Annotated in this window: 22 protein-coding genes and 1 tRNA gene; 15 read left to right on the forward strand and 8 right to left on the reverse strand. The window is 70.5% G+C overall.

Annotated features, from left to right (window positions below; genetic code table 11):
- Window positions 1-7 precede the first annotated feature (7 nt).
- Window positions 8-400 (forward strand): hypothetical protein, encoded by a 393-nt coding sequence (locus ABG090_RS03500; protein ID WP_347756449.1) that lies wholly within the window; start codon window positions 8-10, stop codon window positions 398-400.
- A complete protein-coding gene (locus tag ABG090_RS03505; RefSeq protein ID WP_347756451.1) occupies window positions 397-756 on the forward strand; it encodes a hypothetical protein in 360 nt (119 codons plus the stop codon). Before ABG090_RS03500 ends, ABG090_RS03505 begins: the two co-directional genes overlap by 4 nt.
- A gap of 14 nt (window positions 757-770) precedes the next feature.
- Here ABG090_RS03505 and ABG090_RS03510 read toward each other — a convergent pair whose 3' ends face one another.
- Complete coding sequence (locus ABG090_RS03510; protein ID WP_347756453.1) at window positions 771-1358, reverse strand: TetR/AcrR family transcriptional regulator; 588 nt, start codon at window positions 1356-1358, stop codon at window positions 771-773.
- Between the two features lie 78 nt (window positions 1359-1436).
- Here ABG090_RS03510 and ABG090_RS03515 point away from each other — a divergent pair, with 78 nt between their 5' ends.
- Entirely contained in the window at window positions 1437-2024 is a 588-nt protein-coding gene (locus ABG090_RS03515) for a dihydrofolate reductase family protein (RefSeq protein WP_347756455.1), read from the forward strand.
- Here the strand turns inward: ABG090_RS03515 and ABG090_RS03520 are convergent.
- The gene (locus tag ABG090_RS03520; protein WP_347756457.1) at window positions 2021-2416 is read right to left on the reverse strand and encodes a DoxX family membrane protein; all 396 of its coding nucleotides are present in this window, start codon (window positions 2414-2416) and stop codon (window positions 2021-2023) included. The genes ABG090_RS03515 and ABG090_RS03520 overlap by 4 nt on opposite strands.
- A 249-nt stretch (window positions 2417-2665) precedes the next feature.
- Here ABG090_RS03520 and serA point away from each other — a divergent pair, with 249 nt between their 5' ends.
- A complete protein-coding gene (serA, locus tag ABG090_RS03525; protein ID WP_347756459.1) occupies window positions 2666-4258 on the forward strand; it encodes a phosphoglycerate dehydrogenase in 1593 nt (530 codons plus the stop codon).
- A gap of 7 nt (window positions 4259-4265) precedes the next feature.
- On the opposite strand, the gene ABG090_RS03530 is transcribed toward serA, so the two are convergent.
- Entirely contained in the window at window positions 4266-4799 is a 534-nt protein-coding gene (locus tag ABG090_RS03530) for a TetR/AcrR family transcriptional regulator (RefSeq protein WP_347756461.1), read from the reverse strand.
- Window positions 4800-4851: 52 nt separating this feature from the next.
- On the opposite strand from ABG090_RS03530, the gene ABG090_RS03535 reads away from it, so the two are divergent.
- Both ABG090_RS03535 and ABG090_RS03540 read left to right on the forward strand, forming a co-directional pair.
- Complete coding sequence (locus ABG090_RS03535; RefSeq protein ID WP_347757467.1) at window positions 4852-6384, forward strand: MFS transporter; 1533 nt, start codon at window positions 4852-4854, stop codon at window positions 6382-6384.
- A gap of 40 nt (window positions 6385-6424) precedes the next feature.
- Window positions 6425-7135, forward strand: coding sequence for an alpha/beta fold hydrolase (locus ABG090_RS03540; protein WP_347756462.1), 711 nt, complete (start codon window positions 6425-6427; stop codon window positions 7133-7135).
- 18 nt (window positions 7136-7153) lie between these two features.
- On the opposite strand, the gene ABG090_RS03545 is transcribed toward ABG090_RS03540, so the two are convergent.
- A complete protein-coding gene (locus ABG090_RS03545; protein WP_347756464.1) occupies window positions 7154-8350 on the reverse strand; it encodes an ATP-binding protein in 1197 nt (398 codons plus the stop codon).
- A 103-nt stretch (window positions 8351-8453) separates the two neighbouring features.
- Window positions 8454-8711 (reverse strand): DUF6458 family protein, encoded by a 258-nt coding sequence (locus ABG090_RS03550; protein ID WP_347756466.1) that lies wholly within the window; start codon window positions 8709-8711, stop codon window positions 8454-8456.
- A gap of 167 nt (window positions 8712-8878) precedes the next feature.
- On the opposite strand from ABG090_RS03550, the gene ABG090_RS03555 reads away from it, so the two are divergent.
- The 4 genes from ABG090_RS03555 to ABG090_RS03570 all read left to right on the forward strand — a co-directional run bounded on the left by ABG090_RS03555 (window position 8879) and on the right by ABG090_RS03570 (window position 12238).
- A complete protein-coding gene (locus tag ABG090_RS03555) occupies window positions 8879-9937 on the forward strand; it encodes a 3-isopropylmalate dehydrogenase (protein ID WP_347756467.1) in 1059 nt (352 codons plus the stop codon).
- Window positions 9934-11022, forward strand: a complete 1089-nt coding sequence (locus ABG090_RS03560) for a branched-chain amino acid aminotransferase (RefSeq protein ID WP_347756469.1) — start codon at window positions 9934-9936, stop codon at window positions 11020-11022. The genes ABG090_RS03555 and ABG090_RS03560 overlap by 4 nt, the downstream gene beginning before the upstream one ends.
- Window positions 11022-11795: a fumarylacetoacetate hydrolase family protein gene (locus ABG090_RS03565; RefSeq protein WP_347756471.1), complete on the forward strand. Its 774-nt coding sequence runs from the start codon at window positions 11022-11024 to the stop codon at window positions 11793-11795. Before ABG090_RS03560 ends, ABG090_RS03565 begins: the two co-directional genes overlap by 1 nt.
- A 116-nt stretch (window positions 11796-11911) precedes the next feature.
- The gene (locus ABG090_RS03570) at window positions 11912-12238 is read left to right on the forward strand and encodes a helix-turn-helix transcriptional regulator (RefSeq protein WP_347756473.1); all 327 of its coding nucleotides are present in this window, start codon (window positions 11912-11914) and stop codon (window positions 12236-12238) included.
- Here ABG090_RS03570 and ABG090_RS03575 read toward each other — a convergent pair.
- Window positions 12207-12887 carry a hypothetical protein gene (locus ABG090_RS03575; RefSeq protein WP_347756475.1) on the reverse strand — a complete coding sequence of 227 codons (681 nt, stop codon included), beginning with the start codon at window positions 12885-12887 and terminating at the stop codon, window positions 12207-12209. The genes ABG090_RS03570 and ABG090_RS03575 overlap by 32 nt on opposite strands.
- A gap of 36 nt (window positions 12888-12923) precedes the next feature.
- Here ABG090_RS03575 and gltX point away from each other — a divergent pair, with 36 nt between their 5' ends.
- Both gltX and ABG090_RS03585 read left to right on the forward strand, forming a co-directional pair.
- Window positions 12924-14414 carry a glutamate--tRNA ligase gene (gltX, locus tag ABG090_RS03580; protein ID WP_347756476.1) on the forward strand — a complete coding sequence of 497 codons (1491 nt, stop codon included), beginning with the start codon at window positions 12924-12926 and terminating at the stop codon, window positions 14412-14414.
- A complete protein-coding gene (locus ABG090_RS03585) occupies window positions 14414-15325 on the forward strand; it encodes an NAD(P)/FAD-dependent oxidoreductase (protein ID WP_347756478.1) in 912 nt (303 codons plus the stop codon). Before gltX ends, ABG090_RS03585 begins: the two co-directional genes overlap by 1 nt.
- Window positions 15326-15332: 7 nt before the next feature.
- Here ABG090_RS03585 and ABG090_RS03590 read toward each other — a convergent pair whose 3' ends face one another.
- Window positions 15333-15881, reverse strand: coding sequence for a DUF4287 domain-containing protein (locus ABG090_RS03590; RefSeq protein WP_347756480.1), 549 nt, complete (start codon window positions 15879-15881; stop codon window positions 15333-15335).
- A gap of 131 nt (window positions 15882-16012) precedes the next feature.
- Between ABG090_RS03590 and ABG090_RS03595 the strand changes: the two genes are divergently transcribed.
- Both ABG090_RS03595 and ABG090_RS03600 read left to right on the forward strand, forming a co-directional pair.
- Window positions 16013-16084, forward strand: a tRNA-Gln gene (locus ABG090_RS03595).
- 79 nt (window positions 16085-16163) lie between these two features.
- Window positions 16164-17462 carry an APC family permease gene (locus tag ABG090_RS03600; protein ID WP_347756482.1) on the forward strand — a complete coding sequence of 433 codons (1299 nt, stop codon included), beginning with the start codon at window positions 16164-16166 and terminating at the stop codon, window positions 17460-17462.
- A 42-nt stretch (window positions 17463-17504) separates the two neighbouring features.
- Here ABG090_RS03600 and ABG090_RS03605 read toward each other — a convergent pair whose 3' ends face one another.
- Window positions 17505-18395 (reverse strand): MurR/RpiR family transcriptional regulator, encoded by an 891-nt coding sequence (locus ABG090_RS03605; RefSeq protein WP_347756484.1) that lies wholly within the window; start codon window positions 18393-18395, stop codon window positions 17505-17507.
- A 173-nt stretch (window positions 18396-18568) separates the two neighbouring features.
- Between ABG090_RS03605 and ABG090_RS03610 the strand changes: the two genes are divergently transcribed.
- The gene (locus ABG090_RS03610) at window positions 18569-20122 is read left to right on the forward strand and encodes an ABC transporter substrate-binding protein (protein ID WP_347756486.1); all 1554 of its coding nucleotides are present in this window, start codon (window positions 18569-18571) and stop codon (window positions 20120-20122) included.
- The last annotated feature ends 13 nt before the right edge of the window (window positions 20123-20135 follow it).

Genomic DNA, 20135 nt, shown 5'->3' on the forward strand with positions numbered 1-20135 from the left:
TGCCGCGATGAGCGGTGATGAAGATGCCTTCCGTTGGGAGGGCGATGAGCTCGACGCCCCGGCTGTTTCGGACAGGGCAGCGGCCACCGACCCCGCCGACCAGCGCACGCAGCTCGCGCGGCCGTCGCGCCCATGGGGAGCGCTCGGCTGGCTGATGCTCGCGCTCGCGGTCGCGGCGACCATCGGATGGGCGGTGATCGTGGTCGCCAACCCCGTGCAGCAGCCCAGTCTGGTCGGGCTCGCCATGTATCAGCTCGGAGAGCTGCTGGCCGTGGTCACGCCGCTGCTGTGGTGGTTCACCGCCGCTCGGGTCGCGCCGCTGGACCGGCGCGCCGGCTGGTGGTTCGCGGGTCTGCTGGTGACCGCGCCGTGGCCGCTCGCTGCAGGGATGCTCACGTGAGCGCCGCCCCCGCTGCTCGCGAGGCACGCTCGGAGCGACCCGGCGATGCCTGGATCGTCGCGCTGCTGCTCGCGCTCGGCTTCGCCTACGACACGATCGAGGCGGTCGCCAACCTGCAGCAGCTGCCGCTGCTCTACCTCGGAAGCGGCATCGAGGACTCGGTGCCGTGGTGGCTGCTGATCGCGGGCGTCGTGCTGCCCGGGCTGCTGTTCCTCGCGGCGCTGTGGATCGGGCGTCGGATGCGGCTGGTGCCGCGCGCGGGCGTGCTGCTGATCGCGCTCGGCGTGAGCGCGCAGCTCGCGCTGTTCGCCGAGCAGCTGGCCCGCCAGATCGCTGTGAGTGCGCTCGGCGGATAGCGCCGCCCCGCGGTTCAAGGAACGTTGGTCGACTCGCTGCCGTGCGCGAGCAGCCGCGCAGCTTCCTTCGCGGCGAAGACCGGGTCGCTGTCCGGGTTGAGGGCGATCGTCAGATGATCGAGCACGATCCCGTTCACGAGGTGGTGCAGCTGCTCGACCAGGTGTGCACCGCCGGAAAGCCCCCTTGCGCCATGGAAGGCGATGTCGTCGCGGAGGCCCTGGCGCAGCACGGGCGTGAGCACCTCGGCAACCTCCGGCGCGCGGGATGCCTCGAGACGTAGCTCGATGAGCGCGCGTGCGAGGTGCGACTGCAGGAGGAGGCGCTCGACGACGGCTCCCACGTACTCGGGTATCGCGTCATCGGTAGCAACCTGCGCGAGCGTCTCGAGCTGAGCGGGGGTGGGTGCAAGCCGCTCGAAGATGCGGTGCGCCATGGCGAGCACGAGCGATGCACGGCTCGGGAAGTAGTTGGCGGATGTGCCGGCGGGCAGCGCGGCGCTCGTGTCGACAGCGCGGTGGGTGAGTGCTCGGCTGCCGTCGCGCCCGAGGATGAGCAGCGCCGCGTCGGTGACTGCTGCTCGACGAACGGGGTTCGAGACCATGCATCCCAGCCTACGGCAACCACAACGGATGTGGTAGTTTGCTGCCGCAACGCTGAGAGCCCGTGATTGGAGCGCCGGATGCGCAAGCTCGTGTACTACATCGCCGCGTCGATCGATGGCTTCATCGCTGATGCCGCGGGCGATGTGTCGTGCTTCCCACTCGTGCCGGAGACCCTGGAGCACCTCTTCGATCGCTATCCCGAGACCTGCCCGGCGCACCTGCGTGAAGCATTCGGCGTGACTGCAGGACCGAAGCGGTTCGACACCGTGCTGCTCGGTCGGAGGACGCAGGAGCCCGCGCTCCAAGCGGGCCTCGTCGCAGGGGCGTACCCGCACCTGCGCCAGATCGTGGCGACGCACCGAGGCCTCCCCGAGTCGGCCGGGATCGAGCTGATCGAGGGAGACCTCGCGCCTCAGATCACTGCGCTCAAGCGCCAGTCCGGGGGCGACATCTGGCTCTGCGGAGGTGGGGACATCGCTGGTCAGCTCATCGACCTGATCGACGAGGTGCAGCTGAAGGTCAATCCGGTGCTGCTCGGGGACGGCATCGGGCTGTTCGGGCGGGTCGCCCGCTGCCGCGAGTTCCTGCCTGTCGGCATGGAGTCGCTGCCAGGCGGCGTGACGCTCGCGACCTATCGAGCAGCCGCTCCCGCGCCTGCTGCCTAGATCACTGCGACGAGCAGCAGCGCGCCCAGCGCGACCTGACCGATCGCGCGCGGCACGAGCGGCATCGCGACGGCGCCGAAGCGCTTCGGGTCCTTCGCGGCCTCGGCGTTCGCGGGGAAGACGGCGATCAGCAGTGCGACGAGCGCGAGGCCTGCGGCGAAGCGCACGCCCCACCACGGCGCGAGCAGCCCGAGGCCGCCGACGATCTCGGCGATGCCGGAGATCGTCACGAGCGGCACCGCCCAACCGCGCTCCGGCCCGGCGAGCCCTGCTGGGATCATCGCCGCCATGGTGCGGCGCACGCGCGGCACGAAGTGCGTGATGCCCATGCCGATGAAGGCGGCAGCCAGGATGATGCGCAGCACCAGTTGCGCGATTGCGAAGGGATCCATCGCTTCGAGTATCCCGCACCCGCGGCGCGCCGCGCTCCGCCGACCCCTTCGACCACCGCGGACCCGGTGCACCGGGTCCAGCTGGGCGGAAGGGGTCCGGGGCGCCGGTGCTGGCGCCGCTCGGGAGAGATGCGCGGCAAGGCAGGAGGCCAGCCGCGACACCCGCGCTCGGCACCGCACGCGACGGTCGCTAGGCTGGATTCCTGGCACGACGAGGTGCTGCCTGCCCAAACCTCCGAGGAGTCCCGCATGTCCAAGCCCGTCGTCCTGATCGCCGAGGAGCTCTCGGCCGCAACCGTCGATGCCCTCGGCCCCGACTTCGATGTGCGCAACGTCGACGGCACCGACCGTCCGGCGCTCTTCGCGGCGCTTGCCGACGCATCCGCCGTGCTGGTGCGCAGCGCCACCAAGATCGACGCCGAGGCGCTCTCGCACGCGCCGCAGCTCAAGGTCGTGGCACGCGCGGGCGTCGGCCTCGACAACGTCGAGATCCCGGCTGCCACGAAGGCCGGCGTCATGGTCGTGAACGCGCCCACCTCGAACATCGTCTCGGCCGCCGAGCTCGCGATCGCGCACCTGCTGGGCCTCGCCCGGCACATCCCGGCAGCGGATGCGTCGCTCAAGCGCGGCGAGTGGAAGCGGTCGGCATACACGGGCGTCGAGCTGTACGAGAAGACGGTCGGCATCGTCGGCCTCGGCCGCATCGGCGTGCTGGTCGCCGAGCGCCTCGCGGCCTTCGGCACCAAGCTCATCGCCTTCGACCCCTTCGTGAGCCCGGCGCGCGCCGCCCAGCTCGGCGTCGAGCTGCGCACGCTCGACGAGCTGATGGCCGAGAGCGACTTCATCACCATCCACATCCCGCGCACCCCCGAGACCGTCGGCATGATCGGCGCCGAGCAGTTCGCGCTCGCGAAGCCCTCGCTCCGCATCGTGAACGCCTCGCGCGGCGGCATCATCGATGAGGCCGCCCTCGCCGAGGCGCTGCACGCCGGCACCATCGCCGGCGCCGGCATCGACGTCTTCGTCTCCGAGCCGCCGAAGGACGATGCGCTCACGAGCGCCCCGAACATCCAGGTCACGCCGCACCTCGGCGCCTCGACCGACGAGGCGCAGGAGAAGGCCGGCATTGCCGTCGCCCGCTCGGTGCGGCTCGCGCTCGCGGGCGACCTGGTGCCGGATGCGGTGAACGTCGCCGGCGGCATCATCGACGAGTACGTGCGCCCGGGCATCCCGCTGGCGGAGCGGCTGGGGCAGTTCGCGGCGGGTCTCGCGGGCGGGCCGGTCGAGGCCGTGGATGTCGCGGTGCACGGCGAGCTCGCCGCCTACGACGTCAAGGTGCTGCGGCTGGCCGCGCTCAAGGGCTTCTTCTCGTCGATCGTGAGCGAGCAGGTGACCTTCGTGAACGCGCCGGTGCTGGCCGAGTCGCGCGGCGTGACGAGCACGCTCACCGCCGACGAGCGTAGCGACGAGTACCGCAACGTGGTGGAGGTCGTGCTGGCCACGAGCGACGGTCGACGCGTGAGCGTCGAGGGCACGCTGACGGGGCCGAAGCAGATCGAGAAGATCGTCGGTGTCAACGGGCAGTCGGTGGAGGTGCCGCTCGCCGAGCACTTCGTGGTGATGGAGTACGCCGACCGCCCCGGCATCGTCGCCACCTACGGTGCCGCCTTCGGCGAGGCCGGCATCAACATCGCCGGCATGCAGATCGCGCGCACGGAGGCCGGGGGAGACGCGCTCTCCATCGTCACGATCGACCAGACGGCGCCGGATGCGCTCATCGAGCGTCTCGGCGAGACGATCGAGGCGACCGCGATCCGCCAGATCGACATCCGCCCGATCTGACCAGGGCTCAGCCGGCGAGCAGCCGCTCGAGTCGCGCGACCACGCGGTCGACCGAGTCGGGCGGCAGCGACTCGGCGCCGCCGAAGGCCGAGCGCAGGTAGATGCCGTCGCTCAGCCGCACGACCAGCAGGGCGAGGTCGCGGTCGCCGAGGCTCTCGGTGAGCGCCGCCAGGTAGTGCTCGTCGAGCCGCGTGAGGGCATCGCGCGCCGTCTGGTGCTCGTCGTGCTGGCCCAGCTTCAGCAGCGCGACCAGCGTGCGGTCGATGGGATGCTCGGCCGCCACCGACTCGTGCAGGAAGACGCTGACGGCGTCGGCCATCGGCGCGAGGCGCGCCTGCTCGGCCTGCCCGAAGCGGTCCAGCCGCTCGGCGAGCCCCTCGACGAGCGCCGCCTTCGAGCCGAAGTGATAGAGCAGCCCGCCCTTCGACACGCCGGCGGCCTCTGCGGTCGCCGCGATCGTGCCAGCTCGCTCGCCGAGCTCCAGCACCAGCTGCTCGAACGCATCCAGGATGCGGTCTCGGGTGTCCTCCGCCTTGCTCATGGATCCACCATACCTCGACAAAAAACCGTCCAGACGGTACAGTGATCTGATGATGAGCCAGATCCAGCCCAGTGCACCCACCCTCTCGACCGGCACGCCGCGCGCCGGCGCGCGTGCGTGGGGTGCACTGGCGGTGCTCATGCTGCCGGTGCTGCTCGTCTCGATCGACATCACCGCGCTCAACTTCGCGCTCCCCGAGATCGCGGTGGCGCTGCAGCCGACTTCGGCGCAGCAGCTGTGGATCGTCGACGCCTACTCGCTCGTGCTCGCGACGCTGCTGGTTGCGATGGGCAACCTCGGCGACCGCATCGGCCGGCGCCGCATCCTGCTCATCGGCGCGTCGGGCTTCGCCGTCTTCTCGGTGCTGGCTGCATTCGCGCCGACCGCTGAGCTGCTCATCGCCGCCCGCGCCGCGATCGGCTTCTTCGGAGCCACGCTCATGCCGGCGACCCTAGCGCTGCTGCGCACGATCTTCCTCGACCGGCAGCAGCGACGCCTCGCCGTGGCGGTCTGGGCGACCGCGTTCTCGGTCGGCTCCGCCGCCGGCCCCATCGTCGGCGGCGCGCTGCTCGCCCACTTCCACTGGGGCGCGATCTTCCTGATCGCGGTGCCGGTGCTGCTGCCGCTGCTCGTGCTCGCCCCGCTGCTGGTCGACGAGTCGCGCGACCCCGCGCCCGGCCCCATCGATCCGGTCGGCATCGCGCTGTCGATGCTCGCGCTCGGCGGGCTCGCGGCCGGCATCAAGGAGATCGCCGTCGCCGGCATCGACCCGCTCGGCATCGGCCTGGTACTGCTCGCCGTGCTGGCTGGCTGGGCGTTCGTGCGGCGGATGCGCCGGGTCTCGCAGCCGATGCTCGACGTCGGCCTGTTCCGGCTGCCGCAGTTCAGCGGCGCGCTGCTGGTCAACCTGCTCAGCGTGGTCGCGCTCACCGGCTTCCTGTTCTTCGTCACGCAGCACCTGCAGCTCGTCGAGGCGATGCCGGTGCTCGACGCCGCGCTCGTGCTCGTGCCGGGCGTGGTCGCCATGATCGTTGCCGGGCTGCTGGTGGTGCGCATCGTTCGGCGCATCGACCCGGGCGTCGTCGTGGTCGTCGCGCTCGCCTCATCCATGGCCGCATACGGAATGCTCGCGGTGCTGGGCGAGGAGGTCACGATCGGCGGCATCGCGATCGCGTTCGCCCTGCTGGGCGTCGGCATCGGTGCCGCGGAGACGATCTCGAACGACCTGATCCTCACCGCCGTGCCGCCGGCCAAGGCGGGCGCCGCCTCGGCGCTCTCCGAGACTGCCTACGAGTTCGGCGCCGTGCTCGGCACGACGCTGCTGGGCGGGCTGCTCACCGCCGTCTACCGGGCGTCGCTCGTCGTGCCCGCTGGCACGGACGAGTCGATGGCGGCCGCCGCCAGGGAGACGCTCGGTGGCGCGGTCGCCGCGACCGAGGGCGCGGGTGCCGCGGGGGAGCGGCTGCTGGATGCCGCGCGCACCGCATTCGACCACGGCGTGATCGCCACCAGCATCTCGGGCGCCGTGCTCATGCTCGTCGCGATGGCGGTCGCGTGGTGGACGCTGCGCGGCTCCGACGACTGAGCGCTGTCGCGCGTGGGTGGCGTCGATTAGCGTCTGCCGCATGGAGACCACGACTGCACGGATCATCCTCGTCCCCGGCTTCTGGCTGGGTGCGTGGGCCTGGGACGACGTCGCCGAGCGATTGCGAGCGCTCGGCCACGACGTGACCGCACTGACGCTTCCTGGGCTCGAGCCAGACGCGGACGCGCCCGGCGACGTGTCGCTCGACGACCACGCTCGCGCGATCGAGGCGGCCATCGGTGATGGCCCCGTCGTGCTCGTCGCGCACAGCGGCGCCGCATTCCCGGCCTCCGTTGCGATCGACCGCAACGTCGAGCGCATCGCCCACTCCATCTGGGCCGACACGGCGCCGATCGTCGACGGTGCGGCGATGGACGCGTCCTTCGCCGGCGACGCGCTGCCGATCGAGACGAACTGGGATGCCGAGCTCGAGGAGGGGTCGATGCGCGATCTCACGGATGCGCAGCTCGACGAGTTCCGCCGACGTGCGGTGCCGCAGCCTGGCGGCACCGTGCGCGAGGCGGCACGGCTGATGGATGAGCGCCGCCTCGACGTGCCCGCCACCGTCGTCTGCACGTCCTACTCGGCCGACGACTACCGCTCCTACGCCGAGCAGGGCATACCGTTCCTCGCCGGCGTGCTGGAGCACCGGGCGCTGACGATGCTCGACCTGCCCACTGGCCACTGGCCGATGTGGTCGAAGCCGGCAGAGTTGGCCGCGATCATCGATGAGGTGACGCGCTCCGCCTGACGGATCCCGCTGGCGGCGTCAGTGGTCGGGCAGCAGTGCCCAGACGCTTGCCCCGCCGAGGTGGGTGTCGTCGATGCCGATGCTTCCGCCGTGCGCGTCGACGATGCGGCGGCAGGTCGACAGTCCGATCCCGTGGCCGTCGAGGTCGGTGCGACCGGCACGCTCCAGCAGTCCGAACACGCGCGTTCGCGCGTCTTCGGCGATCCCCGGACCATTGTCATCGACGGTGATGCGCCAGCCGGCGCTGACGGGCGTGGCGCGCACCTCGATGTGCGGGCGCGCTCCCTCCGCCGCCGCGAACTTGATGGCGTTCGACAGCAGATTCTGCATCAGCGCCCGCAGCATCGTCGTATCGCCGATGATCGTCGGCAGCGCGCCGACGTCGATGGTCGCGCCCGTCTCGACGACCGCCGCATCGAGGTCCTCGACCGCGGCCGCGAGCACGGCGGCGAGATCGACCGGCTCGCGCCGCGGGCTGGCACCGAGCTGCGCGAACGAGAGCAGGTCGTCGACCAGCAGGAGCATCCGCTTGGCCGCAGCCTCCGCGCGGCCCAGCGCCCAGCCGGCATCCGCGGCACCCTCCAGCTCGGGACTCGTCGCGGCGAGCTCCAGGAAGCCGAAGAGCGCGGCGAGCGGGTTTCGGAGGTCGTGGCTCACCTGGCCCGCGAAGTGCGCGAGCTGATCGTTCGAGCGCACCAGCTCGCGCGTCATGCGGCGCAGCTCCAGCACGTCGACGATCTGGCGGGCGAGGACATCCAGCGCGCGCGTGCCGCCGGGGCTGAGGTCGCCGGGATTGTTGTCGAACACGCACAGCGTGCCGATCGGCAGTCCGCCAGGGGCGATGAGCGGGCTCGACGCGTAGAGCCGCACGTTCGCGATCTCACCGTTCACGAACGGGTTGTCGCGGAACCGCTCGTCGAGCTGCGCATCCGGTACGAAGACGGGTTCGGCCTGCTGGAACACGATGTTGCACATCGAGTCCTCGCGCGAGCACGCGCTCGCCTCGATCCCGACCGCCGCGACGGAGTGCTGCGTGCCCTCGTCGATGATGTTGATGAGCGCGAACCGGACGCCGCAGGCGGCTGACGCCAGCTCGACCAGACCCTGCAGGTCGGCCGCGGGCGGCTCGCCGAGGATGCGGTAGGCCTCGATCGCCTCGCGACGTGCGAGATCCTCTGCGCGGGTGCTCGTGTGCTGTGCTGTGCCGTGACTCACCGCTCCAGACTAAGTGCCGCAGGCTGCTGCATGACCGAGCACGCGAAAGGGGCGCCGCCGAAGCGACGCCCCTGCCCGTTGCCGGTGGCCAGCGAGTCGTCTGTCAGACCACGTCGTCGCGGCGCTCGGTGCGCTCGACGCGGGTGCCCGTCGCCGGGTCGACGCTCGCGCGCGACACCTGCGAGGTGCGGCCGCTGCGGGCGTTCATGATGATGCCGATGAGGGTCACGAGCGCTCCCGCGCCCAGCAGGATGTAGCCGATCAGCGACCAGTTGGCGCCCTCGACCTCCCACAGTCCCGGCACTGCCCACGCGACGATCGCGCCAGCGGCCATGAGAAAGATGCCGAAGCCGATGCTCAAGGTGCTCTCCATTCGTCGGGACGGCCGGGAAGCCGTCGCTGCAGGCAATCTAACGCAGCCCCGCCTGAACACCGCGTGGGAATCGCGCGCGACTAGGCTTGCACCGCGGCCTGCGCGGGTGCAGTGCCGCGAGTCGACGGGCGCGCAGAGCGCCGCAAGGAGGAAGCGTGGAGCAGCTGCGTCTCGCGGTCATCGGAGGAGACGGGATCGGGCCCGAGGTGACGCTGGAGGCCAGGCGCGCCATGCGCGCCGCGCTCGACGGGGTCGAGCTGGTCGAGACCGAGTACGACCTCGGTGCAGCCCACTTCCTCGAGACCGGCGAGATCCTCGACGATGCCACGCTCGCTGCGCTTGCCCAGCACGACGCAATCCTGCTCGGCGCGGTCGGCGGCGATCCCGCCGACCCGCGCCTCGCCGGCGGCATCATCGAGCGCGGGCTGCTGCTGCGCCTCCGCTTCGCCTTCGACCATCACGTGAACCTGCGCCCCACGCGCCTGCACCCGAAGGTGGAGAGCCCGCTGCGCAACCCGGGCGAGATCGACTTCGTCGTGGTGCGGGAGGGCACCGAGGGGCCGTACGTCGGCAACGGCGGCTCGCTGCGCACCGGCACCGAGCATGAGATCGCGAACGAGACGAGCGTCAATACCGCCTTCGGCGTCGACAGGGTCGTGCGCTTCGCGTTCGAGCTTGCCGAGCAGCGTCGTCACACGCTGACCCTCGTGCACAAGAAGAACGTGCTCGTGCACGCCGGTGGGCTGTGGCAGCGCGTCGTCGACGCGGTCGCCGCCGAGCACCCGGATGTCGCGGTCGACTACCTGCACGTCGACGCGGCCACCATCTTCCTGGTCGACAACCCGGGCCGCTTCGACGTGATCGTCACCGACAACCTGTTCGGCGACATCCTCACCGACCTCGCCGGCGCCGTCGGCGGCGGCATCGGACTGGCGGCATCCGGCAACCTCAATCCTTCCGGCGCCTTCCCGAGCATGTTCGAGCCCGTGCACGGCTCCGCGCCCGACATCGCCGGTCGCGGCATCGCCGATCCGACCGCCGCGATCCTCTCCGCCGCGCTGCTGCTCGAGCACTCCGGGCAGGCAGCGGCAGGCGCGCGCATCCGCGACGCCGTCGACGCGGACATCGACGCGCGCGACGGCTCGCGACGCACCACCACCGAGATCGGCGCCGCTATCGTCGACCGCATCACCGCTTCCAAGGAGCACGCATGAGCCTCGACTTCACGCTCACCCGCAATGCGCGGCCGGCAGACGACGACGTCCGTGCCGACGTGCTGGCCAACCCCGGCTTTGGGCAGTTCTTCACCGACCACATGGTCTCGATCGATTGGACGCTCGAGGACGGCTGGGCGAACGCCCGCGTCGAGCCGTACGGCCCGCTGCAGATGGACCCCGCCTCTGCGGTGCTGCACTACGGCCAGGAGATCTTCGAGGGCATGAAGGCCTACCGACGCGCCGATGGCTCGGTGTGGACGTTCCGCCCCGACCAGAACGCGCGGCGCCTGCAGCGCTCGGCAGAGCGGCTCGCTCTGCCGCAGCTGCCGGAGGACGACTTCGTCGAGGCGGTGCGCCAGCTCGTCGAGGTCGACGAGGCGTGGGTGCCCAGCGGCGGCGAGAACTCCCTCTACCTGCGCCCCTTCATGATCGCCAATGAGGTGTTCCTGGGCGTGCGGGCGGCGCAGACCGTGCGCTTCATGGTGATCGCCAGCCCCGCCGGCCCCTACTTCGCCGGCGGCGTCAAGCCGGTCTCGATCTGGCTCTCCCGCGAGTTCAATCGAGCGGGCAAAGGCGGCACGGGAGCGGCCAAGTGCGGCGGCAACTACGCCGCGAGCCTGCTGCCGACCCAGCAGGCGGTCGCCAACGGCTGCGCGCAGGTGCTCTTCCTCAACGAGGGCGGCACGGACCTGGAGGAGCTCGGCGGCATGAACGTGGTGCTCGTCAAGGCCGACGGCACCCTCGTGACGCCCGAATCCGACTCGATCCTCGACGGCGTCACCCGCAACTCGCTGCTGCAGCTCGCGCAGGATGCCGGCCACCGCGTCGAGCGGCGCCCGGTCACGCTCGCCGAGTGGCGCGATGGCGCCGCGGACGGCTCGATCACCGAGGCCTTCGCCTGCGGCACGGCCGCGGTGCTCACGCCCATCGCGGCGCTGAAGAGCGCCGACGAGACCATCGGCGACGAGCATGCGCCGGCGGGGCCCGTGGCGACCGCGCTCCGCAAGCAGCTCACCGACATCCAGTACGGCCGTGCCGAGGACGAGCACGGCTGGATGCTGCAGCTCACCGGAGCCCGCTGATGCGCGTCATCCGCTTCTCGCATGGCGACCGGATCGGCTTCGGCGTCCTCGACGACGACGCGCTGGTCGAGCTCGTCGGCGACCCGATCGTCAACGGCTTCGACACCACAGGGCAGCGCCTCGCGCTCAGCGAGGTGCGGCTGCTCGCCCCCGTGATCCCGCGCTCGAAGATCGTCGCGGTCGGTCGCAACTACGCGAAGCACGCGGCCGAGATGGGCAACGACGTGCCGACGGAGCCGCTCGTCTTCCTCAAGCCCAACACCTCGGTGATCGGCCCCGGCGACGCCATCGTGCTGCCGCCCGAGTCGGAGAACGTGCACTTCGAGGGTGAGGTCGCGCTCGTCATCGGGCGGGTCGCCCGCCGCCTCACGCCGCAGAACGCGCTCGGCGCGGTCTTCGGCGTGACGGTCGCGAACGACGTCACGGCGCGCGATCTGCAGCGCCGTGAGCCGCAGTGGGCCAGGGCCAAGGGCTTCGACACCTTCTGCCCGATCGGCCCGGCGATCGAGACGGAGCCAGACTGGGATGCGCTGCGCGTGCTGACCAGACTCGACGGCGAGGTGCGGCAGGACGGCAACTCGACCGACTGGATCTTCGACGCGCCGACCGTGCTGAGCTGGATCACGGCATCGATGACCCTCCTGCCTGGCGACGTGGTGCTGATGGGCACACCGGAGGGGGTCGGGCCGATGGCCGCCGGTCAGACCGTCGAGGTCGAGATCCCGGGTGTCGGCACGCTGCGCAATCCTGTGGTCGCGCAGCAGACCGTCTGAGCGGGGTCCCGAGCAGGCGACGAGCATCGCTGACGCGCAGTCTCGTCGGGCGAGCGGGCTGACCTTGCACCGCAGGCTGTCTGCATATGCAGGCAGTCTCCCGCTACAGTGGGAACATGGCTTCTCCCGATGCCCTTCGCGGCCACGTCGATGCAATGCTGCTCGCGGTGCTGTCCGCCGGACCGGTCCACGGCTACGGTGCGGTCGAGCGCATCAGGGAGCGCTCGGGTGGCGTGCTCGACTTCCCGAGCGGCACGGTCTATCCGGCGCTGAAGCGACTGGAGCGACGCGGCCTCATCGAGGGCGAGTGGGAGGTCGGCGGCCGTTCGAAGCGGGTCTACCGGCTGACGAGCGCAGGCATCGCTGCGCTCGAGACCGAGCGCAGCGACTGGGTGAAGACCGCGTCGCTGATCACGAGCGTGCTCGGCGCGGCTCGCGGCTGACTGCCGCCCACAGCCGCAGCACGCTGGCGGACGATGCCGCGAGCGCGGCCCCCAGCACGATGGTGAAGGCGACCAGTGCGACGAGCGCTGCCGTGCCCGCCGCCGGCACCGCCAGCATGGCCGCCATCGCGATGGCCCCCAGCACGAGCACGAGCGCGAACCCGAGCTGCAGCACGGCGACCGCCGCGAGCGCGGCGGGTGAGCCCCAGCGGCGGATGGCGAACCACGCGGCGACCGCGGTGCCGACCAGGAGCGGGCCCGCGACGTCGAGCGCCGTCGAGACCTGCAGCATCCAGCCGGACTCCGCGGGCACACGGAAGCCAGGCAGTCCGACGATCGTCGTCATGCCGACGTACCAGGCGATCAGCAGCGCGACGACGCCGACGGCGGTGAGCGAGGTGAAGCGCCTGCCCCTGGCGGCGAGCAGCTCGAACGACAGCGCTGCGGCGACATCGCGCGCGTCGCCGAACTCGGCGGCGACCGCCGCCGCTGCAGCCGGCGCGGGCTGGCCGGCCGTCGTCCGCGCATCCACCGCCTCGCGCAGGTCGCCCTCGATCTCGGCCACGACCTCTCGTCGTCGACGAGCGCTCGCGATCACGGTGCGATCGAGGCGGCCGACGAGGTCGGCGATGGGGTCGGGAGCGGGCATCGTCCACCATGATCCCACGCCTAGGATGGAGCCATCATGAGCGTCCCCTTCTCGGCCGCGACCGGCAGCGATGTCGTCGTGCGCTTCTGCCCATCACCCACCGGCACGCCGCACGTCGGGCTGATCCGCACCGCCTTGTTCAACTGGGCCTACGCGCGTCACCACGGCGGCAAGCTCGTGTTCCGCATCGAGGACACCGATGCCGCACGCGACAGCCAGGAATCCTACGAGCAGCTGCTCGAGGCGATGGGGTGGCTCGGGATCGACTGGGACGAGGGCGTCGAGACCGGCGGGCCGCACGCGCCCTACCGTCAGTCGCAGCGCGGCGAGATCTACGCCGAGATCATCGAGCGGCTCACCGCATCCGGCCACCTCTACGAGTCGTTCGCGACCGCCGAGGAGATCGAGGCGCGCAACGTCGCGCAGGGACGCGACCCGCGCCAGGGATACGACAACTTCGAGCGCGAGCTCAGCGAGGAGCAGCGCCAGGCGCACCGCGCCGAGGGGCGACAGCCGAGCCTGCGACTGCGCGTGCCCGACGAGGACCTCTCGTTCGACGACCTCGTGCGCGGCGAGATCACCTTCCCGGCCGGCTCGTTCAGCGACTTCGTGGTCGTGCGCCCGAACGGCGCGCCGCTTTACACGTTCGTCAACCCCGTCGACGACGCCCTGATGGGCGTCACGCACGTGCTGCGCGGCGAGGATCTGCTGTCGTCGACCCCGCGCCAGATCGCGCTGTACCGCGCGCTCGGCGAGGTCGGCATCGCGACGGAGATCCCGCGCTTCGGACACCTGCCGTACGTCATGGGCGAGGGCAACAAGAAGCTCTCGAAGCGCGACCCGCAGTCGAACCTCTTCCTGCTGCGGGAGGCCGGCTTCATCCCCGAGGGGCTGCTGAACTACCTGTCGCTGCTGGGCTGGTCGATCGCGCCCGACCGCGACGTCTTCACCCGCGACGAGCTGATCGCCGCATTCGACGTCGCGGACGTCAACCCGAACCCGAGCCGGTTCGATCCGAAGAAGGCCGAGTCGATCAACGGCGACCACGTGCGGATGCTGGACGCCGACGACTTCGCGGCGCGCCTCGAGCCGTACCTCGGCCGCATCTTCGACGGCAAGCCGAGCGACGCGCAGCGCGCGCTGCTGCAGCAGGCCGCGCCGCTCGTGCAGGAGCGCATGCAGCTCATCGGCCAGGCCGAGGACATGCTCGGCTTCCTCTTCCTCGACGACGAGGACATCCACCACGACGCCGACGCGGTCGCCAAGCTCGGCGACGACGCACTCGCGGTGCTGGAGGGCTCCCGTCGGGTGCTCGCGGAGCTCGAGTCCTTCGAGACCGCTGCAATCGAGCAGGCGCTGCGCGAGGTGCTCATCGACGGCCTCGGCCTCAAGCCGCGCTTCGCGTTCACGCCGCTGCGCGTGGCGGTCACCGGGCGCCGCGTGTCGCCGCCGCTGTTCGAGTCGATGGAGCTGCTCGGCCGCGCCGCGACGCTCGCCCGCATCGACCGGCTGGCCTCGAGCATCTGATGGACGCGGATGTCGTCGTCATCGGCGCCGGACCCGCGGGGCTCGCTGCGACGCTGAACCTTGCGCGCCAGCAGCGCACGGTGGCGCTGCTCGACTCCAACCGGCCCCGCCATGCGGCGACCCTGCAGTCGCACGGATTCATCACCCGAGACGGCATCTCGCCGCTCGAGCTGCGCACGCGCGGTCGCGACGAGGTGCTGCGGTATCCGACCGTCACGCACGAGCGCACCCGCGTGATGCAGATCGCGGCGATCGACGGCGGGTTCGCGGTGCAGGCGGAGCAGCCCGGCTCGCGCGCAGAGAGCGAGACGCGCGCGGCCGCAGTGCTCATCGCGACGGGCCTGAGCGAGACGCTCCCGGTGTCGCAGCACGTGCGCCCCTGGTACGGCACGAGCCTGCACTCGTGCATGGACTGCGACGGCTACGACAAGCGGGGCCAGCCGCTCGCGCTCATCGGTGAGACCGGCGATCTCGTCGACCGGGCCATGGTGATCCGGCGCCACACCGACGACCTCGCGGTCTTCACGAACGGGTCGGATGCGGTGGATGCAGCGGGAGAGGCGCGGCTCGCCGAGCACGGTGTCGAGCTCGTGCGCACGCCCATCGCGGCCATCGAGGGCAGTCGTGACGGCATGCAGGCGATCGTGCTCGAGGACGGCACCCGGAACGAGCGCACCGGCGGGTTCGTGCGCCCCTGGTGGCACCCGCAGATCGAGTTCGCCGCGGCGCTCGGGCTCGAGACAGACGAGGACGGTCTCGTGGTGGTCGACCGTGCCCAGCGCAGCTCGGTGCAGGGCGTCTATGCGGCTGGCGACATCACCCCTGGGTTCCGACAGCTTGCGGTCGCGGCCGGTGCCGGCACTGTGGCGGCCTCGGTGATCAACCGAGACCTCATCGCGCGAGACCGCTGACCCCCGCTCAGGCCAGCGCGTAGGCGGCGCGCAGCCAGTCGATGAGCTCGGCGTCGACCTCCTCGACTGCGGCGACGTTGACGCGATGCGTGCACATGCCGCCCGCGAGCTGCAGCCGTTCGGTCGCAGGCGCATCCCCGAGATTGATGCCCAGCTGCACACGCCGCGCGCTCGCGGCCTCCACGAGCGCGAACTGCTTCGAGCGACGCAGCGAGACGCCCGTCTTCTTCGGCGCGACCTCGACGTCGTCACCGAACTCGGCGACGGCAGCGAGGATGCGATCCAGGATCGGCCGGAGCGCCGCCTTCCCGCCCGAGTATTGGGCGGCGATCAAGTCATCGCCCGTCACGGGGCCGTCGTTCCTCGAGCGATGCTGATGCAACACGAGATTCGCGAAGCCGTGTGTCATGCCGTGCTCGCTCTTCAGGAGCGCCATGGCCTCGCCGTGCTTCTCGAGGCCGGCCGCATCGAGCACGACGAACCATTCCTCCAGGCTCCTGCCGGTCTTCGATGGCAGGTTGTCGATCATCTTCTGGGTCGCAGCGTCGACGTCCATGTCGTGACGATAGCGCCGGGAGCGCGCTCGCGGGGGAGTGGGGTTGCCATTCGGGGCTCGCGGTGATTCGCGCTCTGCGCATCGAGTTGCTATGCTCGACTCTTGGTTCGCCCGCTTCGGCTTGCGACCATTGGGGTATGGTGTAATTGGCAACACGGAGGTTTCTGGTACCTTTGTTCTTGGTTCGAGTCCAGGTACCCCAGCTCTGCAAAGCCCCCGCGAAGCGGGGGCTTTCGTCGTTTCTATGACAGGAACGGCGCGCTGCATCGAGAGGGAGCATGGGTGGCCGCTGACGACAAGGAGCTCTCGCTCGCGGGATCGGTATCGCTCGGCACCGGGGTGATGATCGGCGCGGGCATCTTCGCGCTCGTTGGTCAGGTCGCGGAGCTCGCGGGCGATTGGTTCCCGCTCGCGTTCATCGCGGGTGCCGTGGTCGCGGTGGCGAGCTCGTACGCCTACGCGCGCTACTCGAGCGTGAATCCCTCCGCCGGTGGCATCGCGATGCTGCTCAAGGATGCCTACGGCCCTGGCGTGATCGCGGGCTCCTTCACGCTGTTCATGTACGTCTCGATGGTGGTCGCCGAGAGCCTGCTGGCTCGCACCTTCGGCACCTACCTCCTGCGCCCCTTCGGGATGCAGGATTCGGTCGTGCTGGTGCCGGTGCTGGGCGTGCTCGTGATCGCCGCCGCCGCGGTCGTGAACCTCGTCGGCAACGCGCTGGTCGAGCGCTCGGCGATGGCCACCGCGATCCTGAAGATCGTCGGTATCGCCGCGCTCGCCATCGCGGGCCTGGTGGCGGCCGCGGTCTCGGGAGAGGGCTTCTTCGCTCAGTCGACCGGCGACCCGGTGGAGCCGCCGGGACTGCTCGCGGGTGTTGCGCTGTGCGTACTGGCGTACAAGGGCTTCACGACGATCACGAACCAGGGCGACGACATCCGCCACGCGAAGCAGAACATCGCCCGCTCGATCGTCATCTCGCTGGCGATCTGCGCGGTGCTGTACTTCCTCATCACCCTCTCGGTCGCCGCGAGCATCGGCCCTGACGGCGCGGTCGAGGCGCGCGACTACGCCCTCGCCGAGGCTGCCGAGCCGCTCTTCGGCCAATGGGGCGTCGCCCTGACGGTCGCCGTCGCGGTGGTCGCGACGGTCTCCGGCCTGCTCGCCAGCCTCTACTCGGTGTCGCGGCTGTACGCGATGCTCCAGGACATGCGGCAGGCGCCGTCGTTGCCGGCGAAGGTGCCGCACCAGCCGCTGCTCATCACCGCCGGTCTGGCGATCATCGTTACGGCGTTCCTCGACCTCAGCCAGATCGCCTCGATGGGCGTCGTCCTGTATCTGACGATGGATATCGCGGTGCAGTGGGGCGTGATCCGGCGCCTTCGCGAGAAGCTCGAGGCCCGCTGGTGGCTGCCGGCGCTGACGATCGCCTTCGATGCCACGATCCTCGTCGCGTTCATCGTGCTCAAGGCGCAGTCGAGTCCGTGGACGATCGTCGTGGCCGGCGCGGTCGCGGCGGCGATCTTCATCGGGCAGGCGATCGTGGTGCAGCGTCGCGGTGCCGACAGCGATCAGCGCGCCTGAGGGTCGCCCCGACGCGCGCGGCAGCCTGGCGCGCGGTATCGCTCAGCGCGCCGCACGTTGGCTGATCGCGTCTCGCGTGCGCCGCAGCGCCGAGATCGACTCGTCGTAGCGGGCTTGGGCGACGCCCGTGAAGAGGCAGTCGACGACCATGAGTTGCGCGATTCGGCTGCCCAGGGCGCCGGATCGGAACGGCGTCTCGCGGGCCGCGGTGCGCAGCACGACGTCGGCCGCCGCGGCCAGCGGTGAATGCTCGTGGTTGGTGATCGCGATCGTCACGGCACCGGAGGCGCGCGCGATCCGCAGGTACTCGACCGTGTCGGTGGTCGCGCCGGAGTGCGAGACGGCGATGGCGACCGCGGTGGGACCCAGCACGGCCGCCGCGGTCCACGCCGCATGCGACTCCGGCCACTCGAGTGCGATGCGGCCGATCCGCGAGAGCTTGCGCTGCAGGTCGACCGCGACGATCGCGCTCGCCCCGACGCCGTAGAGGTCGACGCGCTCCGCTGCATCGACTGCAGCGACCGCCCGTTCGAGCGACGCGATGTCGATCACCTGCGCGGTGTCGGCGATCGACATCGACTCGTTGCGGGCGATCTTCGCGACGATCTCATGCATCCGGTCGTCGGGGGAGATGTCGGTCGGATACCCGGAGGCGTCGTCCGCCGCCATCCGTTCGCGGAGGTTCTGCTCGGTGAGGTCGTGCCGGAGATCCTTGAACCGGTCGTACCCGACCCTGCGCGTGAAGCGCACGACGGTCGTCGTCGACGTCGATGCGAGCTCTGCGATCTCGGCGATCGAGCTGGTAGCGAAGCCCTCCGGGTCGCTCAGCAGAGCCTCGCCGATGCGCCGCTCCGCAGGGCGTAGCGACGGCAGCAGCCCCCGGACCTCGACAAGGAGGGTTCCGGGCGCCGGGCGGGTAGGTGCGGCGCGCATCGCGCTCCTCTCGACGTCGCCACTGTAGCCGCATGGAAGTTTCGCGGGACAGCGCATGGAATGAAGTTACATACTCGTAATCTTTCGTGTACTTTTTATCCGTAGACTCGTCCGCAACGTCGCGGCACCTCGGTGCATCGGCTCGGAACCCATCCACCATCTCGGAGGCACCCATGACCACCATCCCGCGATCCCGGCGCCTGGCCGCCGGATCCATCGGGCTTGCCGCGACGACCGCTCTCGTCCTCGCCGGCTGCTCGTCGACCACGGCCGAGCCCGCAGGCAGCGATGACGCTGACTCACAGGCAACCTTGGTCGTCGGCGTCACGACGGATGTCGACACCCTGCTGCCCTGGACCGCCACCCAGTTCCAGGCCATCAACGTGCTGCAGAACGTCTACGGCACGCTGACCGAGCTCGACGCCGAGCTCAATGTGACGCCCGGCCTCGCCGAGTCGTGGACCGTCTCCGACGACGGTCTCGAGGTGGTGTTCGACCTTCGGCAGGACGTGCTGTTCTCCGACGGATCGACGTTCGAGGCCGAGGACGTCGTTGCGTCGTACGAGGCGATCCAGAACCCCGAGACCGCCGCGGTGTCGGCAACGAACCTCGCGAGTGTCACGTCGATCGAGGCGACCGACGAGCACAGCGTGACGCTGACGCTCGCAGCGCCGGATGCCGCGCTGCCGTCGAAGCTCGCGCCGGTGACCACGGCGATCCTGCCATCGGACGCCGATCTGGCCGCCCTCGAGTCGACCCCGGTCGGCACGGGAGCGTTCGTGTTCGATGAGCGTCGACCCAACGAGGCCCTCACGCTCACCGCAAACGACGACTACTGGGGTGGTGCACCCGCGATCGGCGGCGTCGAGTTCCGGGTCATCCCCGACCAGGCCGCGATCGTCTCGGCCCTCCAGTCCGGCAACGTGCAGATGGCGGTCTTCGACGACGCGCTCGTCGCAGACACCATCGGCGGATCCGTCGAGGTCACGGAGACCGCGCAGCTCAGCTACCACGCGCTGCAGCTGAACGCCCGCGATGAGGCGCTCGAGGACGTCAACGTGCGGCTGGCGATCGCCTGTGCGATCGACCGGCAGGAAGTGCTGGACACCGCTGCGCTCGGTGAGGGCGAGGTGACCGGTCCCATCACGTCGCCGGCATTCCGATCCGACCCGAACGCACGCCCGTGCCCGACGGCAGATCCCGCAGCTGCCGCCGACTACCTGGACGCCGCAGGCGTCAGCGAGGGGCTGACGCTCCGCGCCATCGTGATGCAGGGCGGCTACTCGACCGCGGTCGCCGAGGCTGAGAACATCCAGGCCCAGCTCGCCGAAGTCGGCATCACGCTTGAGCTCGATGTGCTCGAGTCCGGCGCCTACGTCGACCGATGGGTCGCGGGCGACTTCCAGCTCGCCGTCGCGCTGAACGGCGGGCAGCCCGATCCCGATGCCGCCTACGGCCGCTACTTCACGAGCACCGGCAACCTGAACTCGGTCGCCGGCTACAGCTCCGACACGCTCGATGCACTGTTCGAGCAGGGTCGCACGACGAGCGACCTCGCGGAGCGCGAGGCGATCTACGCAGACGTGTCCGCCGAGCTCGAGGAGCAGGCGGTCTGGGTGTGGCTCTTCACGAGCTTCAACTACACGGCCACCGCCGAGGGTGTCGCAGGGTTCGTCCCGATGCCGAACGGCTCGCTGCAGCACCTGCGCGACGTCACCATCGATTGATCCACTCCGGCCG

The sequence above is a fragment of the Agrococcus sp. ProA11 genome, from assembly GCF_039880525.1.
GTDB classification, from domain to species: Bacteria; Actinomycetota; Actinomycetes; order Actinomycetales; family Microbacteriaceae; genus Agrococcus; species Agrococcus chionoecetis.